Source organism: Streptomyces sp. NPDC056479, assembly GCF_042795335.1.
Taxonomy (GTDB): domain Bacteria; phylum Actinomycetota; class Actinomycetes; order Streptomycetales; family Streptomycetaceae; genus Streptomyces.
Genome location: NZ_JBHTRZ010000001.1, coordinates 736,168 through 759,766, shown reverse-complemented (window position 1 = coordinate 759,766; position 23,599 = coordinate 736,168). Strand labels below are relative to the sequence as shown.

Sequence of the window (23,599 nt, the reverse complement as noted above, 5' to 3'; positions counted from 1 at the left end):
CTCTCCGGGAGGAGCCGCAGGTGAGCAGCGAACCGGCCCACAGGGTCGTGGTCACCGGAGCCACGGGCAACGTCGGAACCAGCGTGGTGCGGCTCCTCTCGGAGGATCCCGAGGTCGGCTCCGTTCTGGGACTGGCCCGGCGGACTCCGGACCGGTCCCCTGCGAAGACCGACTGGGCGCCGGTCGACCTGACGTCCGAGCAGGCCGACCTGACGCGTCTCTTCGCGGGCGCGACCGCCGTCATTCATCTGGCCTGGGCCTTCCAGCCGACGCACGACCCGGCGACGACGTGGCGGACGAACGTGCTGGGCAGCATCCGTGTCTTCGACGCGGTGGCCGCGGCGAAGGTCCCGAAGCTGGTGCACGCGTCGTCGGTCGGCGCGTACTCGCCGGGGCCGAAGGACCACGCCGTGGACGAGTCGTGGCCCACCCACGGCTGGCCCGACGCCGCGTACTGCCGGGAGAAGGCCTATCTGGAACGGACGCTGGACACCTTCGACCGGGCCCATCCCAGGGTGCGGGTGGTGCGGATGCGGCCGGCGTTCCTGTTCAAGCGTGAGTCCGCGAGCGAACAGCGCCGCATCTTCGGCGGCCGGTTCCTGCCCGGTCCCCTGGCGCGGCCCGAGCTGCTGCCGCTCCTGCCCGACATTCCGGGACTGCGGGTGCAGGCCCTGCACACCGACGACGCGGCCGCGGCGTATCGGCTCGCCGTGAAGTCCGACGTCCGGGGCGCCTTCAACCTGGCGGCCGACCCTCCGGTCGACGCGAAACTGCTGGGCGAGATGCTCGGGGCCCGCCCGGTACGGCTCCCGCGAACGGCAGCCCGTTCGGCGATCGCCGCCGCGTGGGGGCTGCATCTGCTTCCGGCCTCCCCGCACCTGTTCGACGCGGTCCTCAGGCTGCCCCTGATGGACTGCACACGCGCGCGTACGGAACTGGGCTGGCACCCGGAGCGCACCGCGCCCCAGGTGCTGGAGGAGTTCCTGCAGGGCCTCCAGCACGGCGCGGGAGCGGCCACGGCGCCGATGCGGGGGCGGAAGGTGGGCTGACGCCCCCGGAGGACGGATCCTCGGGCAGACGCCTCCTCAGCCGGACGGCTCCTCGGGCGTCGGATGCTCGGGGTGGACCGTGCCCGACCGCGGTGCGCCCTGCCGGCCCGTGCCCGCCTCGTCCGTGTCCGGGACATCGTCCGCCTCGGCCCCGTCGTCCGCGGACTCGACGGGCACCTCCCAGGGGTCCTCGCCCGCGTCCGCCTGCTGGTCGGGCAGGTCCCTGGGGACCGGCTCCTCGGATTCGCCCGGCGCCTCGCGACGCTTGTCGTCCATGGGTGTACCTCTCTCGCGTCGTCCAAGGTCACCGCGAGTACCGTCCCCGACGACGGCGAAACGTCAGTGCGGCACCCGCTCCGCCACCTCCGGCTGCGGAGTCGGCGACGGTGACCGCGACCCGGGCTCGGCGCGTCTGCCGCCGTGGGCGAAGAAGTCCGCGAGCGGCAGGATCGCGGCTCCGACCGTGACCGCGTCCGGTCCGAGCCTGCCCAGGTCGATGGTGACCTTGTGGGCAGGATGCCGCAGGGCGTACGAGGCCGCGTGCCGGCGCACGGCGGGCAGGAAACGGGTGCCGAGCTGGAGACCGGCCCAACCTCCGATCAGGATGCGCTCGGGCTGGAAGAGGTTGATCAGGTCGGACAGGCCCGCGCCGACGTACTCGGCGGTCTCCTCCAGGACGGCGACCGCCACCGGGTCCGGCGCACCGCCCTCGACCGGATAGGCGCCGGCCAGCATCGCCGTCAGCGCGGTCTCCTCGTCGGCCCCCTTGGGCGCGCTCCCACCCTGCTCGCGCCAGCGATCCAGCAGCGACTCGGCGCCCGCGTATGCCTCCAGGCAGCCAAGGGCACCGCACCGGCAGCGGCGTCCTCTGACCCGTACCGTCAGATGCCCCCACTCGACCGCCCGGCCGTGCTCCACCTCGGGAGTGACCAGGCACGCTCCGACGCCGGAGCCGAAGAGCACGACGACCGCGTTGCGGGCGCCGCGTCCGCCGCCGAACCACATCTCGGCCTGGCCCAGGGTCCGGGCGCCGTTGTCGATGAAGTACGGGACACCGTCGGGGAGTTGGGAGCCGTCGCGCAGCAGCTTCTCCAGCGGTACGGCGTCCCAGCCGATCGTCTGACCGTGCACCACGGCGCCGAGCTCCCCGGTGTCCTCGACGATGCCGGGGACTCCGATACCCACGCCGAGCAGCCGCTCGGGCCCGATGCCCGCCTCCGCGAGCACCTCGGCGATGCCGTCGCGGATGTGCCCGACGATGCCCTCGACCTCGTACCGCTGCTGCGCCAACGGCCGTTCCGCGCGGGCGAGTTCGGTGAGGGTCAGGTCGAACAGGCCGATCCGCACCCGGGTCTCGCCGACGTCGACGCCGATCATGTGACCGCTGGCGGGCGCGACACGCAGCAGGATGCGGGGCCGGCCGCCGTCGGAGTCGACGCTGCCGGCCTCCTCGACCAGGCCGTCGGCGATCAGCTCGGCGACGACATTGCTGACGGAGCCGGAGCTGAGCCCGGTCGCCGGGCCGAGTTCGAAGCGGCTGAGGGGGCCGTCGAAGTAGAGGCGCTGCAGTACCGCGGTACGGTTGCCCCGCCTGAGGTCCCGTACCGTGCGCCCATTACGCCCCGCCATGCGGCTCCCTCCGGATCAGCCCTGGTCCCCCGCCGTGTTCGGACCGCCTCCCATTGTGACCTACGCCGCGTAGACGTCCTCCACGTACCGGCCGTCCGCGATCAACGCGTCCAGCCATCGCTCGGCCGCCGCGTCGTCGGCGCCCGGTGTGCGGTCCCGGTACAGCGTACGGAAGGCCTCCCGTACGCCCGGCGCCATACGGGAGCCGTCACCGCAGACGTACACCCGGGCGCCCGCTCCGAGCAGCTTCCAGACGTCGTCGGCCTCGGCGGCGATGCGGTGCTGCACGAAGGTTCCGGCGGTGCTGAAGGCGGGACGGAGCGAGACGGCTCCGGCCGCGGCCGCGGCGTGCAGTTCCTCGGCGTGCAGGAAGTCGGCGTCGGGGGCGTCACAGCCGAAGTAGCACAGGGCAGGCGCGAGTTCGGTGCCGGCCGCGAGGGCCGCCGTACGGTCGGCGACGGCGCCGCGGAACGGGGCGAGCCCGGTACCGGCGGCGACCATGACGACCGGCGCGCCGGCGTCGATCCGAAAGGCCTCGCGGCACGGCTGGACGCGTGCGTACACCGTGTCGCCGGGCTCGACGTCCGTGAGGTAGCCGGATCCGGTACCCCGGTGGACGCCCTTGCCGGAGAGCGCGGGGGCCTGGAGCAGGGAGATCATCAGGTCCGCGTGGCCGGGGTCGACGGCGGGCGAGGAGGAGATCGAGTAGTGGCGGGGCCGCAGCGGGGTGAGCAGATCGAGGAGGGTCGGCCAGTCCAGGGCGCCCCGCAGGGCCGGGAAGTCCTCGATCAGCTCGACCAGGGTGCGCTGGTCGTCATGCAGTCCCGCCAGCTCGACGCGCTCGGGCGGACAGGGGTTGGCGGCGGCGAGCGCGGACAGCTGGTCGGCGCTCGGGCGCTCGCGCAACTCGACGTGCTGAGTGAGAAGTTGGCGTACGGTCAGTGGCCGGTCGATCGCGAGGCCGTCCCGGCGGGGGCGGGTGGCCCGGATGTCCAGGACGGTGTCGAGGTCGACGCCGAGCGCGGCGGCGGCCCGCTCGACCAGGGCCGGGGCGTTCGCGGGCAGGACGGTGAGGTGGTCGGCGGTGCGGTAGGTGACGCCTTCCGGGAGGGCGAGGCGTACGAAGCGCTTGCGGCGCGGGTGGTCCGGGGCCGTCAGGTCGCGCACCTCGGTGACCGTCATCGGGACGACTCCGTGCCGTTCGGCGAGGGCGTCCAGTGGGCCGCCCCTCAGGGTGCGGACCTCGTAGGCCGCCGTGGGCTCGTCGGCCGGGGCGGTGGCGTCGGGGTCGCCGTACTGCTCCAGCAGGGCCGTCCGCAGTCGGGCGGTGAAGTCACGGACGGCGCCGGTCAGGTCGCCGGAGGCGTCGGCGGCTGTGCGCTCGAGGAGCCGGGTGGCGCCGAGCCGGGCGAGGCGGTCGTCGATGCGGGTGGGGACCTGCTGATAGGTGGCGGCCCAGTTGCGGTCGCCGACCCCGAGGACGGCGTAGGCGACGTCCGAGGCGTCGGTGGCCTGCTCCAGCCAGGCGGCGAAGGCGGTGGCGTCGTCGGTGGGGCGGCCGTTGTAGGAGGCGGCGGTGATCACGACGGGCCGGTCGGTGGGCAGACCGGCCGCGTAGGCGTCGAGCGGCGCGGTCTCGGTCTCGCAGCCGACGGCGGCGGCCTCGTCGGCGAGGGACGCGGCGAACTCGCGGCAGGTGCCGTAGTTGCTGCCGTGCAGGAAGAGGGCACGGGTGCCGGGGCGGACGCGGGCGGGCAGCGACGTCGTGTCGGTGGTCCGGGGCGCTTCGGCCGGCGTGCTTCCGGGCAGCGGGGCGTGCCCGCGCTCGGCGGTGGTGCGCGGGCTCAGGGTGAGGGTGAAGCCCTCGGGCTTGAGGGTGAGGGTCTCCTTGACGGTGAGGCGGTAGTCGGCGTGGTCCTGCAGCCGGTAGCGGTGGACGAGCATCGCCAGCAGCATGGTCGCCTCGTGCAGCGCGAACTGCCGCCCGATACAGGCGCGTTCACCGGTGCCGAACGGCTTGAAGGCGTGCACCGGCCGGGCCTCCTCGGCCTCGGTCGTGAAGCGCGAGGGGTCGAACAGCTCGGGGTTGTCGCCCCAGACCGGCTGCCGGTGCAGCATGGGCGTGAGCACCAGGGCGGACTGTCCGGCGCGCAGCGGGATGCGGCCGCCGAGCAGCGTGTCCTCACGGGCGTGCCGGGCGAACACGGCGGCGGTCGGCCACAGCCGGAGCGCCTCGTTGAGGACCTGGCGGGTGTACGTCAGCCTGCCGACCTCGTCGTACGTAGGCTCCGGGTCGGCCCGGTCGCCCCACAGCCCGTCGACCTCGCGCCGCACCAGCTCCAGCGCCGTCGGGTGCTTGGCCAGGTAGTACAGCGCGAAGGACAGCGCGCCGGAGGTGGTCTCGTGGCCGGCGATCAGGAAGGTGATGACCTGGTTGCGGATGTTGGCGGCGTCGAGGGTGGTGTCGTCGGCCGGGTGCCGGGCGGTGAGCATCAGGCCGAGGAGGTCCTCGGCGGCGCTCTGATCGGTGCCGGCGCGGGCGGCGATGACGTCGTCGACGACCTGGGCGAGGTAGGCGGCGTCGGTGCGGAAGGCCGCGTCCGCTGTGGAGTAGTCGCGGCCCGGGACTCGGGCCAGCCGGGTCATGCTCCACTCCAGACAGCGGACCATCGACTCGACGAAGGGGTGCGGCTCGGGCCGCTCGAAGGAACCGAAGTCGTAGTCGAACCCGGCGAGCACGATGGTGTCCAGGGTCATGCGCGTCATGTCGTCGGGGACGTTCACCGGCCGTCCGGCACGGGCGTCGCGGTCCCATGACTCGATGAGCCGGTGGGCCACCTTCAGCATCACGGGGTGGTAGGTGCGCATCGAGCCGAGCGCGAAGGCGGGCATGAGGATGTCGTGCGCCTTGGCCCAGTTGGGCTCGTCGTTGTACGCGGTGAACAGGCCGTCGGCGGCGAACTCACGGACGTTCTCCAGACCGGGGCCGACGTGCTTGGCGAACCGCTGCTCGTCGGCGAGCTCGGTCACCAGGTCCAGGTCGCCGACGAACAGCGCGTCCCGCCCGTACAGCCGCCGCACGAACACGGGCCCGTGCTCACGCATGAGCTCCATGGCCTGCTGCACGGGGGTGCCGCCGGGTCCGGTGGCGGAGATGTCGGCGACGGGGAGGGCGTCCAGGGTCTGCTGGTCCAGCGCGGTGGGGGGCATGGCGCGGCAACTGCCTTTCGCGGTACGGGACTACTGCGATCCAGGTTGGTCGACGGGTCCCGGCCGCCGGCCCCCCGGCACTACATGATTGTGTAGTGCCTGCCCGTACGCCGCTCTTGCGCCGGATGACCGGAGGTGCTCGTGGACCGGACCCACCCGCAGGCGGTGGTGTGGCGCAACCGCGCCCTGATGGTCTTCGACCGCGTCGCCGTGCCGGTCGCGGTCTGCGACGTGTACGGCGCGGTCCAGCTGGCCAATCCGGCGATGGCGGCGGAGTGCGGTACGACGCCGGGGCGGCTGCGCGGCCGGGACGTACTGGAGCTGTTCCGGCCGCTGGAGGCGACGCAGGTCGAGCGGATCGCCGAGGCGCTGCGGCTGCGGCACCGCTCGCGCTACCAGGTGTCGGTGCGCTGGCGGGGGCCCGGCGGCGTGGAACGCCACGGGGAGCTCACGGCGGACCCGGTGAGCGACACCGTGGAGGAGACACCGGCGCTGCTGGTGATGCTGCGGGTCCTGGGCGAGGGCGAGGCGGCCCCCGAGCCATCGCCCGCGCCGGTCACACCGATGGAGGCACGCATCCTGGCGCTGCTCGCCGGAGGCGCGACGACGGCGCGGGCCGCCCGGGAGACGGACCTCACGGTGGACGGGGTCAACTACCACCTGCGGCGCCTGTCCGCACGCTGGGGAGCGTCGAATCGTACGGAACTGGTGGCCAGGGCCTACGCGCTGGGCGTGCTCACCCCCGGCGTGTGGCCCCCGACGCCGGCCGCTGCCTCGGGGGAACCCGAGTAGGCCGTACCCGCGCCCGCCGGGGCACCGAAACGGGCCAGGATGTGCCACACCATCTTCAGGTCCTGGAGCTCGTAGCGGCCCGTGCGGGTGGCGTCCCCGATGACGCGCGGGTCGACGCGGCCGTCGTGGGCGATCCGGGCGCCCAGGTCGACGTACTCCTGGCCACGGTAGTCCGCGTGGCGTCGCAGTGCGGGCACGGTGATCCGGTAGCCGGGGTGCCATTCGACGGGGCAGGGCAGCAGGCGGGCCGCGGTCTCCACGGGGGTGCCGCGATAGCAGGCGTCCAGGACCACGGCCTCCACGTCCCGGGCGAGCACGACTCCGCCGTGGACCTGGGCCTCGATGTAGTCGTTGAGGGCGTCCTGCTCGTCGGCCTCGGCGAGTGCGAGGAGGTGCATGCCCGCGGCGACTCCGAATTCGGTCGGTTCGGCGGCGCTGTCGGGGTAGCAGAAGGTGGCGCGGGCGAGCGTCGTGCCGGTCAGCCGGAAGTGCGAGGAGCCGAACCTCGGGGCGGCGCCGACCGTTTGGCGGCGGAAGTTCAGCGCGCCGTACACCGGCCGCTCGCGGGCCGCCGCGTCGTCGTAGACCCCGCCGAAGATCCGGCTCTCCCAGCGCCAGCGGTCGCCGCCCGGGTGGGCGGTCAGCCCGCCGTTGCTGGTGCCGGTGACGAACTGGGAGTGGTACGTGCCGTCCTCGGCGAGCGCGCGCAGGATCGGCACCCCTCTCACCAGCCGGTCCGGATGGAAGTTGAGGGTGACGCGTACCTCGGGGCCGACGGCCGGCCCCGCGGAGGCGGCCGCGACATGCCGTAGTGCCGCACGGGCCCGAGGTGACCCGGCATCGTCGATATTCACTGGCTCCCCTTCACTCGGCCTGCCTAACCTAGCCACTAACCTAGGACCCCTAGGTTTCGCTTCGCCGATCGACCCGAACCCAGGAGACTCCCCATGAGGTCACTCACCGAGCAGGCCATTCGCAACTCCTTTGTCAACTGCTCGAAGGGCGAGGCCAAGCGAATCTCCCTCCCCCGCGATCTCGACGAACGCCCTTGGGACGACCTCGACTTCCTCGGCTGGCGGGATCCCGGTGCCCCCGATCGCAGCTATCTGGTGACCGAGCAGGAAGGACGCCCGGTGGGCCTCAGCCTCCGCTTCCCGTCCTCGCAGCGCGGGTTCCTGCACCGCAGCATGTGCTCCCTGTGTCTGACGACCCATCCGGGCGGCGGCGTCTCACTGATGACCGCCCGCAAGGCCGGTGCGGCGGGGCGCGAGGGCAACTCGGTCGGGCTGTACATGTGCACCGACCTCGCGTGTTCGCTGTACGTCCGGGGCAAGAAAATCCCGGAGCCCGGGGGCCGGTTCGAGGAGAGCCTCACTCTGGAGGAGCAGATCGCCCGGACCAGGGGCAATCTGTCCGCCTTCCTCGCCAAGCTCTACGCCTGACGGGGGACGTTCAACCATTCCGCAGGCGCGCCGCCTCCACCCGGTGCAGATGGATCAGGACGTCGTGAGTGCGGGCGAGTGCGATGTCGTGCGGGCCGTCCGGATAGGCCGTGCCGATGCTGCGCGTCGGCCGGGCCCGGCGCAGCCAGTCCCGGGCCGGCGGCCCGACGGACCGCATGTCGAGCATGTAGTCGCGGCACCGCACCCGGTCCAGGGTCCGCTCGTTGCCGTTTGGGCCCGCCGGTCCCAGGGTCCAGCGGCGAATCGTGTCGTCGTCCCAGCCGGTGGCGTTGAAGGAGCCGTGGTCGAAGGTCAGGCCGATGCTCACATAACCCGCGCCGAGGCTCTCGCGCAGAAACGCGCCCTGCACCTTCGGGTTCTGGGCGGGCTCCTCCGGCACATAGCCGACGTGGTTGTTGTGGGCCGACAGCAGCACCTTGGTCCCGGTGTGCCGCTGCCACCACACCACGTTGGCCGCCATGGCCCCGTCGCGATAGCGCATGGCGGCGGCGATCTGGGCGGGATCCTCGACGTCGAAGGCGTACTGCCGGGCGGTCTGGTCGATGACCGTCGCCTGCTGGACCGCCCAGTCGTGCGCCGCGCGGTGGGCGCCCGGGTCCGTCCGCCGGAGCAGCCGCAGCGCCTCACCCGTATGGGCCGCCCGCTCTTTTCGTTCGGCGTACGGCAGCGCCAGGTACCGCTCGATGTACGCCCCCGTCCGCACGGCGGGCCGCAGACCGCGATAGAGCTCGGCGAGCCGGGTGCCCAGCTCGGGGTGTGCGTCGGCCGCGTAGTCCTCGACGGCGTCGTACAACTCGGCTCCGGACCAGGCGATGTCGTCGCCGATGAAGCGCACGGGATCCTCGGGATGGCGGATGTTGTACGCCCGCATCCACTCGACGAGCCGCAGATAGTCCGTGTTGTTCCACCACAGGTAGTCCCGCTGGAACTCCTCGCGCATGATGCGCCGGGGGTCCCCCTTGCCGTACCGCACATAGGCGTCGAGGCGCAGACCGGTGCTCCAGGGGGCCTCCAGGGCGAAGGTGCGGAAGCCCTCGTCCTCGACGAGATGGCGGAAGACGCGGGCCTTGAGGGCGAAGAAGTCGTGAGAGCCGTGGGTGGCCTCCCCCAGGCCGACGACCCGGGCGGCGCCGACCATCCGGCCCAGCGGGCGCAGGTCAGCGGTGTCGCCGCGCGGTTCGACGGTACGCAAGGGGTGGGCCGCACGGTCGAGCGCGTCGACCACCGGGGCGGGGGCGGATGCCGCCGTGGCCGGGATGCCGGTCGTCAGGGCGGCGAGGATGATGAACAGGGTCAGCACTAGTCCGGTCCGATGCCGATTCATGATCCAAGGCTTGCGCCCCGGCCGGGCGGGGACCATCCGGCGGTCCTCCGTCCCCGGGTGCGGACAACCACGGGGTGACGGCGGGGGTTTTCCTCAGCGCCGGACCCGGTCGGCAGACCTGCCTCGTTCGGGTGTCGATGATCACCGGCCCAGCCCCTTGCCGAACCGTGGCCGTGGCGATCAATCTGGGGTTCCTTGCGGACCGTTACGTTCCGCAAGCGGCGTGCGGGAAGCATCGGTGGAAAGGGAACAGCCCGAGGATGCGAGAGGGACGTGAGGGGACGCCGACCCGGGAGCGGCTGACGAAGCTGGGCCGGGACCCGGTGGTGGTCCAGACGCTGCGGTCGGCGGCCGCGGCGACGATCGCGTATGTCATCGCGCTGCGCCTCAGTCCCGAGGCCGCACCGCTGACCGCCCCCCTGACCGCGCTGCTGGTCGTCCAGGTCACCTTCTACGCCACACTCACCAACGGCATCCGCCGGGTGAACTCCGTGGTGGCCGGCGTCCTGGTGGCCATCGCCTTCAGCCTCCTGGTCGGTCTGACCTGGTGGAGCCTGGGCCTGCTGATCGTGGCCGCGCTGGCGGTCGGGCATCTCGTGCGTGTGAACGAGTACGTTCCCGAGGTGGCGATCAGCGCGATGCTGGTCCTCGGGGTCACGACGGTCGGGGACACGGCGTGGGCGCGCGTGCTGGAGACGCTGATCGGCGCGGTGGTGGGGCTGGGCTTCAATCTGCTGCTCGCGCCGCCGGTGTGGGTGGACGAGGCCGGTGAGTCGCTGGAGGACCTGGCCCGTCGGCTGCGGCAGTTGATGCTGCGCATCGGCGAGGAGGCGGCCGGCCGCCAGCCGGTCGAGCAGGCCGCGGCCCGGCTGCATGAGGCGCGCCGGCTCGACCACGACATCGTGGAAGTGGACGCGGCGCTCAGACAGGCCGAGGACAGCCTGCGGCTCAATCCGCGCGTGCGTGACAGCCTGCTGCACCGTGTGGTGCTCCGTACCGGACTGGACACGCTGGAGATCTGCACGGTCGTCCTGCGGGTGCTCGCGCGCACCCTCACGGACCTCACCAAGGAGCGGGAGCCCGAGCCGCTGTTCGCGAAGGAGACGGGCGCCGTCCTGGAGCAGCAGCTGTCGGAGATCGCCGACGCGGTGGTCAGCTTCTCGGTGCTGGTCACCACCCATGTCAGCACCAACGCGGACGCCGCGGAGACCCGGCTGTCGGCGGAGCTGCGCACGGCGGCGGGCACCCGCGACAAGCTCGCCCTGCTGCTGCGCGAGGAGGCCGAGCGAGAGAGCCGGCACTGGCAGCTGCTCGGCGCCGTCCTGACCGAGGTGAACCGCATCATCGACGAGCTCGACACCGAGCACCGCTCGCGGAGGCTGCTGGAGGAGCTGGACCGTGTGTCGCAGGAGCAGCGCGTGCGGATGCCACGGCTGACCAGGCTGCGCGAACGCATGGGTGTCCAGGAGCAGCTGTGGCGGAACCGTACCGGGATGGGCGAGCGTTCTCGCTAGGGGAAAGGCGGGGCCAGGGCCGGCGCCGGACGACAGGACCTAGGGGAGCGGGCCGATGACCGACACGACCGTACGGATCGACGGAAACACCCTGCGGCTGCCGGGCGGAGTGGCGGTGCGCTTCATTCGTACGCTGCGGCTGCCGGAGACGGGCACGCACGCGCTGCCGCCGGGGCTCGGCGAGTTCCCGGTCCGGCGGGTGGCGGACTACGCGGACACGGTGCCTCAGGCGTGGCGGGCGCGCGGCGGTGTGATGCTGCCGGTCTATCTGCGCGAGGCGATGTGGCTGAGCTTCGGGGGTACGACGGAGCCCGCCGCCTTGCAGGTGGGCGTGGGCAAGGTGTGCGCGGTCTCGGGGAAGCCGTGGAGCGACCGGCTGTCGCGCAAGCCGCAGAACTACCTCACGCTCCCCCGCCAGCCGTGGCTGGACGGCATCAACTCCGGGAAGGGCACGGTCCGCCAGTTCGTGGCGGTGCCGCTGGGGCTGGGCGCGACCGTCGAGGGTCAGGTCACCGGCGAGGAGGTCTGGGGCGGCGTACAGCTGCAGTCCTTCGCGCTGAAGGAGCCGCAGCTGGCCAAGTGGCGCGAGGAGGAGCGGCGCCGGGCGGAGCGGGCGCGGGCGATGCCGCAGTTCGGCGGCTATGGCGCTGCCATGCCCATGTCGGCACCGGCGCCCGCGGCCGCTCCGGCCGGCGGGGCGCCCCGGGCCGCCGCAGCGATGGGCCTGGGCGTCGGCGGGTCGATGCGCCAGGAGGTCTACGAGGACGACCGGCCGCTGAAGGACTGGACCGACCGCCCCGGTGGGCGGGTGTTCGTCCATCTGGTGACGCCTCCGGAGTGGCGCCGCATCACCGGGGAGGCTCCCCCGCCGTCGCCGGTCGACCGGGCCGCGTACACGCAGGCGGGGCTGCCCTGGTTCGACTACTACGACCAGGACGCCGAGGATCTCGCCCCGAGCGACACGCTGGAGGCGGTGAAGCCGGTCGGCGACTGGCTCGGCGACGACCACGAGCCCTGGCAGCCACCCACGCCGGGCCAGGTCGTGCCGCTCAAGGACGCGCAGGGCAAGCCGGTGGAGGACGGCGACTGGTAGCCGACGCGAAACAGTCCACCGTTGCACAGAATGCAATACCCGTTGCTGTTCTTGCGCTCGACGGGCGGTCCACGCCAAGGTTGCTGTCGCGACCACGACGACCGACGACCTGAGGTGTGGACATGGGCAGTGGTGGGCTGAGCAGGCGCCGATTCGTCGGAACCCTCGCGGGATCGGCCGCCGGTGTGACACTCCCGGCGGCCACCGGGTGCTCCGACGCCCCCGCCCCCGCGGACCGCGCCGACGCGGCGACCTCCGAGGCCACCGGCCCCGAGACCCGTCCGAGCGCCCAGACCGAGAGCCGTGAGCCGTCCGGCCCCCGCCCCCTCTACCTCGGCACCTACACCTCGGTCGAGGGCGGCGGCCAGGGCATCGGCCTCGCCACCTACGACCCGGCATCGGGCGCGATCACCGGCACCGGAACCATCACGGACGTCCCCGACCCGTCGTATCTGACGCTGCACCCGAACGGCCGGACGCTGTACGCGGTCGACGAGCGCGAGGACGGCGCGGTGACCGCCGTGCGCCTGGCCGACCGCAAGATCCTGGGGAGCCGCGCCACCGGCGGGGCGGCGCCCTGCCATCTGTCGGTGCATCCGAGCGGACGCTGGCTGCTGAGCGCCAACTACGGCACGGGCAGCGTGGCCGTGCACCCGGTCGATGCCTCGGGCGCGCTCGGCGAGCGCACCGACCTGGTCACGCACTCCAGTCCGGCACCCGGTCCGGGCCAGGAGGGGCCGCACGCCCATCAGGTCATCACCAGCCCCGACGGCCGCCATGTGCTCGCCGTCGACCTGGGCACGGACACCGTGTACACCTACCGCCTCGACCAGAAGGCGGGCACGCTCACCGAGGTCACACGGGCGCAGACGAAGCCGGGCGCGGGCCCGCGTCATCTGACCTTCCACCCGGGCGGCCGGTACGCGTATCTGGCCAACGAGGTCGACAACAGCGTCGCGGTCTGCGCGTACGACCCCGGCACGGGCCGGCTGACCATCGGCGCGGAGCAGGACACGGGCACGGGCTCGGGCACCAGCTATCCGGCGCAGATCGTGGTGACGCCGAACGGCCGCTACGCCTATCTGGCCAACCGGGGCCACAACAGCCTCGCGCGCTACGCCGTGGAGGCGAAGGGCGCCCGGCTGAGGCTGCTCGGCACGGTGCCGGTGTCCGGGGACTTCCCGCGGCAGATCGCCCTCTCCCCGGACGGGACCCTGCTGTTCGCGGCGAACCAGCGGTCGGGCACCGTCAGCGTCTTCCATGTCGCCGAGGACAGCGGTGAACTGCGGCTCGCGGGCGAGCCGTTCGCGTCACCCGTCGCCGTCTGTGCGCTGCCGCTGTAGGGCGCGCGGGCAGGAGGCGGCGCTGGCCTGGGTGAGCAGGATGTGCATGCGCTCGGTGAGCTGGGCCACGTCGTCGGCGGGCCGGTGGAACGGCAGTCGTACGTCGCCCTGGGAGCGGGCGCGCTCGATGCGCAGCGTGAGTCCGTGCCGGTCGACGGCGAGGGGCTGGACGCGGACGGCGCCGTGCAGGCTGTCGGAGTCGACGAGGCGGGTGAGCCGCTCGACGGCGTCCGGGTGGCAGTCGGCGAGGTGGGTGAGCAGCCTGGCCTCGGCGGTGGCCAGCGGGTCGGGCGAGGCGTCGGCGAACTCCTTGAGGTCGACGACGACGGCACCGGACGGCTGCCGCAGCACCACGCGCGTCGGCCGGAAGGCGAGTTTGCCGTCCTCGGGGGCGAACCAGCCGGACAGCCAGAGCCTGGTGCGGATCCGGCTGCGTACGGGAACGGGGGCCACGTCGGCGAACTCCAGGACGGCGGAGGGCTCTCCACGCGGCGCGCAGATCGCCGCCGTGACGAGCACACTGTCCTCCGGCACCTCCAGCAGGACACGTCCCTCCTCGGTCACGGTGTGCGCGCCCACGAGCTCCTCGCGGCAGCTCTCCGCGGTCACCCCGCAGGACCACGCGCCGGCCAGCACCGACCGGGCTCGTTCCGCCGCGGAAGGCGCGGCCGTCCAGGCTCGGCTGTCACCCATCCCATACCTCCTTAGGTAAGCCTTGCCTAACCTATCGAAGATCGAGCCGCACGCCAACCAGGCCCGGCGATACCGTGCGATCTCTTTGCGGGGGTTCAGGGTGCGATGACGCCCAGGAGGGCGCGGGCACACAGGTCACGCACCTGTTCCCGGGAGAGGTCGGCGCCCCTCAGCCACTCCAGACAGACGGCGGTGGTGAACGCCAGCCAGCCCCGTACGGCGAGCTGGACTTCCGGCCGCTCCTCGAAGGCCGGTCCGAACTCGGGGTCCGCCGTCATCGCCGCCAGAATCTGCTTCTCCTGTGCGGCCAGGGCCCGTTGATAGACCTTGCGCACGGCCTGGTCGCCGGCGGCGTCGGCGCGATGGAAGGCGCGGTAGCCGTGGGCATGCGCCTCGACGTACTCCAGGAACGTGTCGAGGCCCGCGCCGAGCTGTGCGCGCACCGGGACACCGGGTACGGCGGCCGTCATCCGCAGCATGCGCTCGCTCTCGCGCTCGACGACGGCGGCGAAGAAGTCACGCTTGGTCGGGAAGTAGTGGTAGAGCAGCCCGCGCGAGACCCCCGCTATCTCGGCGACCTGCTCGATCCACACATCGTCGTACGGGCTCTCCGAGAACAGCCGCGCCCCGACCGCGAGGAGCTGCTCACGACGCTCCTCGGTGCTGAGCCGGCGACGTGTGCGCTCACCCTGGTTCGCGGCCATGCCCGCACTTTACTTGACGTGAGTTCAACAGCGGGACCAGACTGAGGCGCGTTATTGAACCCACGTACAACGAGCTCAACCTGCCGCTGGTGCAAGGGAGATCGCGTCATGGCGGAGACGATGACCGGGACCGCACTGCCCAAGGGATTCCGGAGCGCCGAGCAGGGCTGGCCGGAGCTGTTCCGCATACCGCATCCCCCGCACCGGCTCCCGCTGCTCGGCGATGTGCTGGGCGCGAGCAGGGTCACGCCGCTGCAGGACTCCCTGCGGTTCGCCCGGGAGCTGGGACCGATCTTCCGGCGCCGGGCGTTCGACAAGGAGTTCGTGTTCGTGTGGGGCGCCGCGCTCGCGGCCGACATGGCGGACGAGTCCCGCTTCGCCAAGCATGTCGGGCTCGGCATCGCCAATCTGCGGCCGGTCGTCGGGGACGGCCTGTTCACGGCGTACAACCACGAGCCCAACTGGCAGTTGGCGCACGACGTGCTCGCCCCGGGGTTCAGCCGTGAGGCCATGTCCGCGTACCACCCGATGATGCTGTCCGTGGCCGGCCGGCTGATGGAGCACTGGGACCGCGAACTGGCGGCGGGCCAGGCCGTGGACGTGCCCGGCGACATGACCAAGCTGACCCTGGAGACCATCGCGCGCACCGGGTTCGGGCACGACTTCGGCTCCTTCGAGCGGACCCGTCCGCATCCCTTCGTGTCGGCGATGGTCGGCACGCTCACCTACGCGCAGCGGCTCAACACCGTGCCGGCGCCGTTCCTGCTCCGGCGGGCCGCGCGCCGCAACCAGGCCGACATCGCCCACCTCAACCGTACGGTCGACGACCTGGTCCGCGCCCGCATGGCGAACGGGCCCGGGGACGGCGACCTGCTGGACCGGATGCTGGAGACCGCCCATCCCGAGACGGGCGAGCGGCTGTCCGCGCAGAACGTCCGCCGGCAGGTGATCACCTTCCTGGTGGCCGGCCACGAGACGACCTCGGGCGCGCTCTCCTTCGCCCTGCACTACCTCTCGCGCCACCCGGAGATCGCGGCCCGCGCCCGCGCCGAGGTGGACCAGGTCTGGGGTGACACCGCGACACCCGGCTACGACCAGGTGGCCCGGCTTCGCTATGTACGCCGCGTGCTCGACGAGTCGCTGCGGCTGTGGCCGACGGCGCCCGCCTTCGCGCGGGAGGCCCGCGAGGACACCGTGCTCGGCGGGGCCCATCCGATGCGCCGAGGCGCCTGGGCGCTGGTGCTCGCCGCGATGCTGCACCGTGACCCCGAGGTGTGGGGCGCGGACGCCGAGCGGTTCGATCCGGACCGCTTCGATCCGAAGGCCGTACGGACGCGGGCGCCGCACACCTTCAAGCCGTTCGGGACGGGGGCGCGGGCCTGCATCGGGCGCCAGTTCGCGCTGCACGAGGCCACGCTGGTGCTGGGGCTGCTGCTGCGCCGGTACGAGTTCGGCGCCGATCCGGCCTACCGGCTGCGGGTGACGGAGCGGCTGACGCTGATGCCGGAGGGGCTGCGGCTGCGTCTGGAGCGCCGCTCCCCCGTCGGCGCCGCGCCGGGAGCCGCCGCGGAGGAGCCGCCCTCAGAGCTCCGCTGTCCAGTGCACCGGGCGGCCGACTGAGGCGGGCAGCCGGGTCCCCGCACTGCCCCGGGCCGCGTTCAGCTGGGGCTGGGTCAGGAAGAACGCGCCCGTCAGATCGGCGTCCGTGAGGTCGGTGTCGCGCAGGTCGGCGCCGATCAGGTCCGCCCCGCGCAGATCGGCTCCGGTCAGGTCGGCGGCGATCAGGTAGGCGCCCCGCAGGTTCGCGCCGCGCAGGTCGGCGCCCTTGAGCCGGGCGCCCATCAGGTCCGCGCCGCGGCGGTCCTTCTTGCGGCCGCGTACACCCGCCCGCGCGAGCTCGCTGGTCTTCAGCAGCAGGACGTTGACCTCCTGCCGGTGCGCCGCCACGTCAAGGGCTGCCAGCTCCTGCGGAGTGCGGCGCGTGAGCTCCTCGGTGGTCCGCAGGAGTGCGCGCAGCTCGGTGTGGACGGGACGGGCCGCGGGCATGGTGAGTGCCTCGGTCAGATACCACAGCAGTTCATGGAGCTGGCGGACGACCGGGAAGACGTCGAACATCCGGCGCGCGTCCTCGCCGGGGCCCGTGCGCCAGTCCTTCCCGGCGAAGGTGATCTGCGAGACCTTCTGTCCGGCGCCGAAGCAGTCGTAGACCGTGCAGCCGCTGAAGCCGCTCTGCCGGAGCCGGGCGTGGATGCCACAGCGGTGGTCGTCCTGGAGGTTGCGGCACGGCGTCCCGGCGTTCTTGTCGACCGCGAAGTCCGTCGAGGCGGTGAAGGGCAGCGCGACACAGCACAGCCCGAAACAGTTCGCGCAGTCTCCGCGCAGGTCCTTGAGGTCGCCGGGGTGATCTTGCATACCGTCAAGCCTAATCGCCGCCCCGGAACGAAAACTCACCGATGAATTTCCGGCGTTGTGGGGGTCCTCTCATACAGCGGAAAACAAGCTCGGCTATCACTGAGACAGAAGCCGACGGAAGCAGGAGCAGCGCCCCATCGAGGAACCCAGGAGACGTCATGTGCAGCCACCAGCCCCCGGCCGCCGACCATCCGCTCCATCACACCGCCGTGATCGTGTCGGCCCACCCGGAACAGGGCTGGAGCCTGCTGTGCAACGGCACCATCGTCTTCGACGACACCGGTGAGCTCCTCCCGGACGGGCGGGTGGTGAGCCCGCACCGCACGGTCGGCCCGCTGGTCGTGGCGGCCTGACTCAGCCGCCCAGCTCCGGCAGTTCGAGGCCGTCGAGCCGCTCGGGGTCGGCCAGGATGTACATGTGCGTGATCCGGCCACCGGCGATGGTGACGGCCATCACCGACTGCGGTTGCCCCTCCGGCGCGTGAACGACTCCGATCTCCCCATTGACCAGCACCAACTCTGCGTGCTGCGCGAACTGGGCGAACAGCAGCGCCTGTTCGGCCACCGGCTTCGCGCCGCGCACCACCTTGGACGCCGCCGCACCACGGACCAGCGGCCCGGAGTCGGCCCGCAGCACCACCTCGGGGTCCAGGACCGCGAGCAGGGCGTCGAAGTCCCCCGCCCGGGACGCGGCCATGAAGGCGTCCAGGACCTGTCGCTGTCTGCCCAGATCCGGCTCGGTCGACGGTGTGGCGCCCTTCACCCGGCGCCGGGCACGGCTGGCGAGCTGCCGGGCGGCGGCCGAGGAGCGCTCCACGATCGGCGCGATGTCGTCGAAGGGCACCGAGAACATGTCGTGCAGCACGAACGCGATCCGCTCGGCGGGCTCCAGCGTCTCCAGCACCACCAGCAGGGCCAGGCCCACCGAGTCGGCCTGGAGCACCTCCTGTTCCGGGTCGATCTGCGACAGGGGCCGGATCACGGGGTCGGGCACGAAGGTGTCGTCCAGCGGCTCCTCGTGGCGCCGGGTGCGCGAGCGGAGCATGTCCAGGCAGACCCGGCCGACGACGGTGGTCAGCCAGCCGCCGAGATTGTCGATGTCGTCCGCGTCGGTCCGGCTCAGCTTCAGCCAGGTCTCCTGGACGGCGTCCTCCGCCTCGGCCAGTGAGCCGAGCATGCGGTAGGCGACCGCCTTGATCCGACCGCGGTGCTCCTCGAAGCGGTCCGCCAGCAGTTCCGTGTCCTTCACCATGCCCCCGTCTCCTCCGTCAGCCGGTCGGGACTACCTGCCGAACAGCTCGAACGCCACAGCCGGCTTCCCGCCGAACCGCTCCCCCGTCGTCTCGGCGTGCGCCGTGAGGAAACCGCGGACGTAGGTCTCCGGGTCCTCGTCCGTCAACACCTCGATGTAGGTGCGGTGTTCGAGCAGCGAGTGCACCGCGCGCTCCAGGCCGGGCGTCGCGTCGGCCGCGTGCGTGGGTGTGCTGGAACCGGCGACGGCGACCCAGCGGACGCCGTTCCACGGTTCGAGGCCCTGTTCGGTGAGCTCCGGGAAGATCCAGCGGTTGCCGGCGTCGCCCGCCGCGTCCAGGGTGGCGCGGCCGACGGCGACGTGGTCCGGGGTGTTCCAGGCGACGCCGCCCCAGGTGTCCCGGTGGTTGAGCGTGATCACCAGCTCCGGCCGGTACCGGCGGATCGCGGCGGCGATGTCGCGGCGCAGGGCGGTGCCGTACTCGATCACGCCGTCCTTGTGGTCGAGGAACTCCACCGCCGTCACACCGACGACCGCGGCGCTGGCCCGCTGCTCGCGCTCCCGCAGCGGGGCGCATCGCGCCGGGTCCAGGGTGTCGATCCCGGCCTCGCCGCGGGTCGCCAGGACGTAGGAGACCTCACGGCCCGCGTCGGTCCAGGCGGCGATCGCCGCCGAGCAGCCGTACTCGAGGTCGTCCGGGTGCGCGACGACGGCGAGCGCGCGCTGCCAGTCGTCCGGCATCGGCTGGAGCTGAGTGATCGTCGGCTCGGTCATGCCCGCACACTAACCCGTGACACCGACATCACGCTTCGTCACGGGTGAGCGCGAGCAGCCGGTCCAGGACGCGGGGGCCGCCGGCCCGTACACCGTCGTGCTCGAACTCGTCCGTCACCCAGGTGCGCAGTCCGCGGATCGCGCGGGCGGTGGCGAGGGAGTGGGCGGTGTCGACGTACATGTCGTCGTGGTAGACGGCCGCGGCGGCCGGCACCTCGTTGGCGGCGAGGCGTGCCGGGTCGTACAGGGGCGTCCAGTCGGTGCGGGCGGCGAGGAGTTCGGCGGTCTCGCGCAGCGGGCGCAGGGCCGGGTCGCAGTCGAACATCCAGGGGTGGATCGTCTCGCCGGTGAACAGCAGCGGCCCGTCGCCCGCGAGGGTCTTGGCGGCGTCGAACTGCGGGAACTCGGCGCGCACCCGCTCGGCGGCCCAGGCGGTGGGGCGGGTGTCCTGGCCGTAGATCGCCTCGTGGACGAGGGCGTACAGCGGGTGGCTCGCGTACGACAGCAGGCCCTGGACCTCCTCCTGGAAGGCGTCGGAGAGGGCCGAGCCCTGCGGGGTGCGGACGAACGCGTTCTCCAGCAGGTAGTGCAGACGGTGGCTGCCCTCGCTGCCGCCGAGGAGGATGCCGAGGGACTGGAAGGCCTCGGCGGTGAGGCGGTAGCCGTTCGGCAGGACCACGTCGTGGGCGAGGAGGTGGTCGGCGATACGGCGGGCGCGCTCGACGTCCTGCGGGTAGCGGGCGTAGTGCGCGCCGACCTTGCGCTCGATGCGCGGGTAGGCCGCACGGTAGACGTCGTCGGCGTGCGCGTCGAGGGAGGGCAGGCCGCCGGTGACGACAGCGGCGGTGAGGCCCTCGGGGGCGGTGGAGAGGTAGTTGACCGTGCAGAAGCCGCCGAAGCTCTGGCCGAGGACGGTCCAGGGGGCGCCGCCGGTCACCTCGCGGCGGATCGCCTCGCAGTCGCGGACGATCGAGCCGGCGCGGAAGTGCGTGAGGTACTCGGCCTGTGCGGCGGGGCCGCCGCGCAGCGGGAGCGTCTGGCGGTTGGCGGGCGTGGAGTGCCCGGTGCCGCGCTGGTCCAGCAGCAGGACGCGGAACTCCTTCAGCGCACGGCCGAGCCAGGCGCCCTTGCCGACGAAACGGTTCGCCCCGAAGCCGGGGCCGCCCTGGAGGTACACCAGCCACGGCAGGTCCTGGTGTGCCTTGTCGCCGGCGACGACCTCACGGGCGTAGAGCTCGATCGCCTCCCCGGTCGGGTCCTCGTGGTCGAGGGGCACGGTGAAGTGGCGGTCGGTGAGGACGACGCCGGGCTGGCGGTAGCTGACGGTCAACAGGGCTCCCGGGACGAATGGTTTTCGGGCCGCGTCCCAGTTCAGCACATGTTCGTCCGCCGACCGAGCCCCGGGATCATGAAATCGTACTGAACCGCCGATCAGCGGGCCGAGAGGCTGGACCGCCGCACCACCAGCTCCGGCTGGAGCACGACACGCCGGTGCTCGTGCCTCTTCCCCCCGGTCTCCGCCTCCGTCTCCTCCAGCAGCATCTCCGCCGCGAGGGTGCCCATGGTGACCGCGGGCTGCCGTACGGAGGTGAGGGGGACGGCCGCGGCGGCGGCGAACTCGATGTCGTCGTAGCCGACGATCGCGAGGTCGTCGGGGACGCCGACGCCCGCGGCGTACATGGCCTGGAGGACGCCGAGGGCGAGCAGGTCGTTGGCGCAGAAGACGGCGGTGGGGCGCTCGGCGAGGCCCAGCAGGCGGGCGCCGGCGTCCCTCCCGGCGGCGACGTCGAGTCGCTCGGTCGGCAGTTCGCGCAGGTTCTCGGGGCCGAGGCCGGCCTCCTTCAGCGCGTTCAGGGCGCCGGTGCGGCGGTCGCGGACCTGGTTGAGGCCGGGCGGCCCGCTGACGTAGGCGATGGAGCGGTGCCCGGCGTCCACGAGATGGCGCACGGCCAGCGCGCCGCCCGCGACGTCGTCGACGGAGACCGAGCACTCGGTGGTGCCCTCGGCGACCCGGTCGACGAGGACGAAGGGGATGTTGTGCCGCCGGAACGTCTCGATGTTGCGGCCGGTGGCGTCGGCGGGAGTCAGCAGGACGCCCCGCACCCGCTGCTCGGCGAAGAGCGACAGATAGTCGGCCTCCTCGCTCGCGCTCTGCGCGCTGTTGCAGACCATCACGCCGAGACCGGCGTCCCGCGCGGTCCGCTCGGCTCCGCGCGCCACGTCGACGAAGAAGGGGTTGCCCATGTCGAGTACGAGCAGGCCCATGATCCGGCTGCGGCCCGCACGCAGTTGGCGCGCGGACTCGCTGCGGACATAGCCCAGCCGGTCTATCGCGGACTGCACCCGCGCCCGGGTCTCGGTCGCGACCGTGTCCGGACGGTTGATGACGTTCGAGACCGTGCCGACCGACACTCCGGCGGCGCGGGCGACGTCCTTGATACCCACCGACTGGGTCATCGGTCAGGGACCTCCAGGAAGACTCGTAAAGCGTGGGGACCGCGGGACGGAACATTACCGTCATGCCGCCCACAACGGCTGCGATCAGGCAGGCAGGCGGAAGTTGAGGTTACGCAGCGCCGACGGCGTCGTGCCGCTGGACTTCTCCTGGTACATGATCGACAGGAAGTTGTCCTGCCCCACGCGCGTCTCGTCGATCACGACCTCGCCGAAGGCGTTCAGACCGGCGGTGACGCCGTCGTACAGCAGGGTCCAGTCCGTGTACCCGGAGGCCTTGGAGGCGCCGGCGATCCGGCAGAAGGGGAAGATCGCGTAGGCGTTGTCGTACTTGTCGAGGATCAGCTTGGTGCGCTGGCTGGAGTTCAGCGGAACCGGGATCTCCGTCTTCTGCCAGCTGCCCGAGGCGTTCTTGCGCACATGGAAGGCGCGGCCGTTCGCGGTGCGATCGGCGACGTAGTTCGTCGTGCACTGGCCGAACCGGCCGGGGACGTAGCTGATGATCGCGTGCGGCAGGCCGGCGGAGTCGGTGAACTGGCTCTCCTGGTTCATCAGGGAGTGGTCGGGGTTCAGCGCGTCGATCACCAGGCCGCCGTCGGTGACGGCCACCTTGTCGGAGCCGCCGGTGGTGCCGACGACGGTTCCGGCGTTGTTGCGCCAGGTGCGTCCGCGGTCGTCGGAGTAGACATAGCCGGTGTCGTGGTTGGTGATGCCGCCGCCGGAGCACATCACGGCGCCGTTCTGCTCTCGCCAGGTGAAGAAGGAGTGCAGGCGCCCGCCCCGGTCGTAGTCGATGCCGTGCAGGTACATGTTGCGGGCGGTCGAGGAGCTGTGCTCGCTGGTGTACGTCCCCGTGGAGCTGCTCCACTCGCCGAGGCTGGTCCAGGTCGAACCGTCGTACTCCGCGAGGGCGTTGCGGCCGTTGCCGGAGACGGCCACGCGGTAGCTGAGCTGCAGCTTGCCCTCGGGGGTCGAGACGAACTGCGGGTAGGTGAACTGCGAGGTGAGCGCGAGCCCGTCCAGGGTGGACCGGGGTGCGCCGAAGCGGCTCGCCGTCCAGCTGAGACCGGCGGGGTTGTCCATCAGCCCGGCGACCGACTTGACGTAGGTGAAGCCGTCGCTGTGCGAGTCCATGTTGAGGTGGAGGCGGCCGTCGATCTTGGAGACGCCCATGGAGATGACGTTGTGGGAGTCGTCGTAGCGCAGGGTGTGGCCGACCTTGACCGTGGACCAGGTGGTGGCGCCCAGCGCGCGGCGGCCCACGACGGCGCCTCGGTCGGCGGTGTACCAGACGGCGTACTGGTAGCCCTTGTAGGTCAACAGGCCGTTCTTCTGGAAGGCGTTGTTGTTGACCAGTCCGTCGTACGACACGAAGAAGATGGCCTGCGTGTCAAGGGTGGTCGTGCCGGTCAGGGTGAGGGACGGGCCCGGGTCGGCGGCGCGGGCGGAGCCGGATGCGAGGGCAGGGGTCACGACGGCTCCGGCGAGTGCGGCGCCCAGCAGGGTGCGTCTCTTCATCTCGGGGGACTCCATTGTCGGCGAGGGATCAGGAGCGGTACGGGGAGGGGTCAGGCCAGGTGGAACACTTCCGTGAGCGGTTTCATGGCCTCGTCGGGCCGGGCGCCGTCCAGTGCCTCGAAGAACGGCGCCATCTCCGCCTGCCAGCGGGCGTTGACGTCGGTGGCTTCCATACCGGCCACGGCGGCTGCGAAGTCCTCGGTCTCCAGGTAGCCGACGAGCAGGCCGTCGGCACGCAGGAAGAGCGAGTAGTTGTGCCAGCCGGTGGCCGAGAGCGCTTCGAGCATCTCGGGCCACACGGCGGCGTGCCGCTCGCGGTACTCGTCGAGGCGGTCCGCCCTGACCTTCAGCAGGAAGCACACGCGCTGCATCAACA

At 72.1% G+C, this 23,599-nt stretch carries 22 protein-coding genes; 8 read left to right on the top strand and 14 right to left on the bottom strand.

The features are described from left to right. Nucleotides 1-20 precede the first annotated feature (20 nt). A complete protein-coding gene (locus ACFQ6S_RS03405) occupies nucleotides 21-1,049 on the top strand; it encodes an SDR family oxidoreductase (RefSeq protein ID WP_383402756.1) in 1,029 nt (342 codons plus the stop codon). A 36-nt stretch (nucleotides 1,050-1,085) separates the two neighbouring features. On the opposite strand, the gene ACFQ6S_RS03400 is transcribed toward ACFQ6S_RS03405, so the two are convergent. The 3 genes from ACFQ6S_RS03400 to ACFQ6S_RS03390 form a co-directional block, all read right to left on the bottom strand. Beyond that, on the bottom strand, nucleotides 1,086-1,325 hold the full coding sequence (locus tag ACFQ6S_RS03400; RefSeq protein ID WP_383402753.1) for a hypothetical protein: 240 nt from the start codon (nucleotides 1,323-1,325) through the stop codon (nucleotides 1,086-1,088). Nucleotides 1,326-1,388: 63 nt separating this feature from the next. After that, nucleotides 1,389-2,678, bottom strand: coding sequence for an ROK family protein (locus ACFQ6S_RS03395; protein ID WP_383402751.1), 1,290 nt, complete (start codon nucleotides 2,676-2,678; stop codon nucleotides 1,389-1,391). A gap of 60 nt (nucleotides 2,679-2,738) precedes the next feature. After that, complete coding sequence (locus ACFQ6S_RS03390) at nucleotides 2,739-5,888, bottom strand: cytochrome P450 (protein ID WP_383402748.1); 3,150 nt, start codon at nucleotides 5,886-5,888, stop codon at nucleotides 2,739-2,741. 189 nt (nucleotides 5,889-6,077) lie between these two features. Between ACFQ6S_RS03390 and ACFQ6S_RS03385 the strand changes: the two genes are divergently transcribed. Then, nucleotides 6,078-6,680, top strand: coding sequence for a PAS domain S-box protein (locus ACFQ6S_RS03385; RefSeq protein WP_383404294.1), 603 nt, complete (start codon nucleotides 6,078-6,080; stop codon nucleotides 6,678-6,680). Here the strand turns inward: ACFQ6S_RS03385 and ACFQ6S_RS03380 are convergent. Further along, complete coding sequence (locus ACFQ6S_RS03380) at nucleotides 6,608-7,534, bottom strand: DUF3626 domain-containing protein (RefSeq protein ID WP_383402745.1); 927 nt, start codon at nucleotides 7,532-7,534, stop codon at nucleotides 6,608-6,610. The two genes, ACFQ6S_RS03385 and ACFQ6S_RS03380, sit on opposite strands and share 73 nt — an antisense overlap. 93 nt (nucleotides 7,535-7,627) lie before the next feature. On the opposite strand from ACFQ6S_RS03380, the gene ACFQ6S_RS03375 reads away from it, so the two are divergent. Further along, nucleotides 7,628-8,122 (top strand): FBP domain-containing protein, encoded by a 495-nt coding sequence (locus ACFQ6S_RS03375; RefSeq protein ID WP_383402742.1) that lies wholly within the window; start codon nucleotides 7,628-7,630, stop codon nucleotides 8,120-8,122. A gap of 10 nt (nucleotides 8,123-8,132) precedes the next feature. Here ACFQ6S_RS03375 and ACFQ6S_RS03370 read toward each other — a convergent pair whose 3' ends face one another. Next, on the bottom strand, nucleotides 8,133-9,467 hold the full coding sequence (locus tag ACFQ6S_RS03370; RefSeq protein ID WP_383402739.1) for an erythromycin esterase family protein: 1,335 nt from the start codon (nucleotides 9,465-9,467) through the stop codon (nucleotides 8,133-8,135). A gap of 260 nt (nucleotides 9,468-9,727) precedes the next feature. Between ACFQ6S_RS03370 and ACFQ6S_RS03365 the strand changes: the two genes are divergently transcribed. From ACFQ6S_RS03365 to ACFQ6S_RS03355, 3 genes are all read left to right on the top strand, one after another. Beyond that, complete coding sequence (locus tag ACFQ6S_RS03365; RefSeq protein WP_383402737.1) at nucleotides 9,728-10,981, top strand: aromatic acid exporter family protein; 1,254 nt, start codon at nucleotides 9,728-9,730, stop codon at nucleotides 10,979-10,981. 55 nt (nucleotides 10,982-11,036) lie between these two features. Continuing rightward, a complete protein-coding gene (locus ACFQ6S_RS03360) occupies nucleotides 11,037-12,074 on the top strand; it encodes a hypothetical protein (protein ID WP_383402734.1) in 1,038 nt (345 codons plus the stop codon). A gap of 122 nt (nucleotides 12,075-12,196) precedes the next feature. Then, a complete protein-coding gene (locus tag ACFQ6S_RS03355; RefSeq protein WP_383402731.1) occupies nucleotides 12,197-13,417 on the top strand; it encodes a lactonase family protein in 1,221 nt (406 codons plus the stop codon). Here ACFQ6S_RS03355 and ACFQ6S_RS03350 read toward each other — a convergent pair. After that, a complete protein-coding gene (locus ACFQ6S_RS03350; RefSeq protein ID WP_383402728.1) occupies nucleotides 13,385-14,110 on the bottom strand; it encodes a DUF2470 domain-containing protein in 726 nt (241 codons plus the stop codon). The two genes, ACFQ6S_RS03355 and ACFQ6S_RS03350, sit on opposite strands and share 33 nt — an antisense overlap. Before the next feature lie 95 nt (nucleotides 14,111-14,205). Next, nucleotides 14,206-14,814, bottom strand: coding sequence for a TetR/AcrR family transcriptional regulator (locus ACFQ6S_RS03345; protein ID WP_383402725.1), 609 nt, complete (start codon nucleotides 14,812-14,814; stop codon nucleotides 14,206-14,208). A gap of 108 nt (nucleotides 14,815-14,922) precedes the next feature. Between ACFQ6S_RS03345 and ACFQ6S_RS03340 the strand changes: the two genes are divergently transcribed. After that, entirely contained in the window at nucleotides 14,923-16,434 is a 1,512-nt protein-coding gene (locus ACFQ6S_RS03340; RefSeq protein ID WP_383402722.1) for a cytochrome P450, read from the top strand. On the opposite strand, the gene ACFQ6S_RS03335 is transcribed toward ACFQ6S_RS03340, so the two are convergent. Continuing rightward, a complete protein-coding gene (locus tag ACFQ6S_RS03335; RefSeq protein ID WP_383402719.1) occupies nucleotides 16,396-17,226 on the bottom strand; it encodes a pentapeptide repeat-containing protein in 831 nt (276 codons plus the stop codon). The genes ACFQ6S_RS03340 and ACFQ6S_RS03335 overlap by 39 nt on opposite strands. 158 nt (nucleotides 17,227-17,384) lie before the next feature. Between ACFQ6S_RS03335 and ACFQ6S_RS03330 the strand changes: the two genes are divergently transcribed. Then, entirely contained in the window at nucleotides 17,385-17,579 is a 195-nt protein-coding gene (locus ACFQ6S_RS03330; RefSeq protein ID WP_383402716.1) for a DUF5999 family protein, read from the top strand. Between the two features lies 1 nt (nucleotide 17,580). On the opposite strand, the gene sigJ is transcribed toward ACFQ6S_RS03330, so the two are convergent. The 6 genes from sigJ to ACFQ6S_RS03300 form a co-directional block, all read right to left on the bottom strand. Beyond that, entirely contained in the window at nucleotides 17,581-18,477 is an 897-nt protein-coding gene (gene sigJ, locus ACFQ6S_RS03325; RefSeq protein ID WP_383402713.1) for an RNA polymerase sigma factor SigJ, read from the bottom strand. Nucleotides 18,478-18,507: 30 nt separating this feature from the next. After that, a complete protein-coding gene (locus ACFQ6S_RS03320; protein ID WP_383402710.1) occupies nucleotides 18,508-19,251 on the bottom strand; it encodes a PIG-L deacetylase family protein in 744 nt (247 codons plus the stop codon). Between the two features lie 28 nt (nucleotides 19,252-19,279). Then, entirely contained in the window at nucleotides 19,280-20,581 is a 1,302-nt protein-coding gene (locus ACFQ6S_RS03315; protein ID WP_383402707.1) for an alpha/beta fold hydrolase, read from the bottom strand. A 101-nt stretch (nucleotides 20,582-20,682) separates the two neighbouring features. Then, the gene (locus ACFQ6S_RS03310; protein WP_383402704.1) at nucleotides 20,683-21,708 is read right to left on the bottom strand and encodes a LacI family DNA-binding transcriptional regulator; all 1,026 of its coding nucleotides are present in this window, start codon (nucleotides 21,706-21,708) and stop codon (nucleotides 20,683-20,685) included. A gap of 84 nt (nucleotides 21,709-21,792) precedes the next feature. Then, complete coding sequence (locus ACFQ6S_RS03305) at nucleotides 21,793-23,223, bottom strand: BNR repeat-containing protein (RefSeq protein ID WP_383402701.1); 1,431 nt, start codon at nucleotides 23,221-23,223, stop codon at nucleotides 21,793-21,795. 50 nt (nucleotides 23,224-23,273) lie between these two features. Continuing rightward, nucleotides 23,274-23,594, bottom strand: coding sequence for an L-rhamnose mutarotase (locus ACFQ6S_RS03300; RefSeq protein WP_383402698.1), 321 nt, complete (start codon nucleotides 23,592-23,594; stop codon nucleotides 23,274-23,276). Nucleotides 23,595-23,599: the final 5 nt, after the last annotated feature.